2 tRNA genes and 1 rRNA gene are annotated in these 558 nt (G+C 43.2%); all 3 read right to left on the bottom strand.

The annotated features are described in order from the left end of the window. Positions 1–138: 138 nt before the first annotated feature. Positions 139–214, bottom strand: a tRNA-Ala gene (locus A7985_RS25445). 111 nt (positions 215–325) lie between these two features. Then, a tRNA-Ile gene (locus A7985_RS25440) sits at positions 326–402 on the bottom strand. 75 nt (positions 403–477) lie between these two features. Continuing rightward, a 16S ribosomal RNA gene (locus tag A7985_RS25435) occupies positions 478–558 on the bottom strand; the annotation flags it as partial.

The following is a 558-nucleotide window of genomic DNA, read 5'->3' as shown; positions in this document are numbered from 1 at the left end:
CTTGTTATTCGAGAATTTAATTATCAGCTTTCCAAATTTTTAAAGAGCAAGAGAATAACTTCTCAGAGTTAAAAACTCTCAGTTTATTTAAGAAGTAAACTAAGTAAGAGTGCTTATCTTTAAGAAGTGGTAGTAAAGTGGTGGAGCTAAGCAGGATCGAACTGCTGACCTCCTGCGTGCAAGGCAGGCGCTCTCCCAGCTGAGCTATAGCCCCACATTACTAGGAATACATTGTTTGTTCGCACTTCTTTTTGAGGTAAGGCATAAAGCGAGGAAGTTTAGTTATCCTAAACGACGAGCTTTATAACGCAGCATCGAGAAGAAGTGGTGGGTCTGAGTAGACTTGAACTACCGACCTCACGCTTATCAGGCGTGCGCTCTAACCAGCTGAGCTACAGACCCAAACAATGTTGTGTTCTCTAATTCTAATCAACAATCATCTGTGTGGACACTTCGAACAAATCTGTTCTAAATCGTTAAGGAGGTGATCCAGCCCCAGGTTCCCCTAGGGCTACCTTGTTACGACTTCACCCCAGTCATGAATCACTCCGTGGTAAG

The sequence above is a fragment of the Pseudoalteromonas luteoviolacea genome, assembly GCF_001696455.1.
Lineage (GTDB): Bacteria > Pseudomonadota > Gammaproteobacteria > Enterobacterales > Alteromonadaceae > Pseudoalteromonas > Pseudoalteromonas luteoviolacea_C.
The sequence above is the reverse complement of the archived record's forward strand: the minus strand, read 5'-3'. Positions and strand labels throughout refer to the sequence as shown.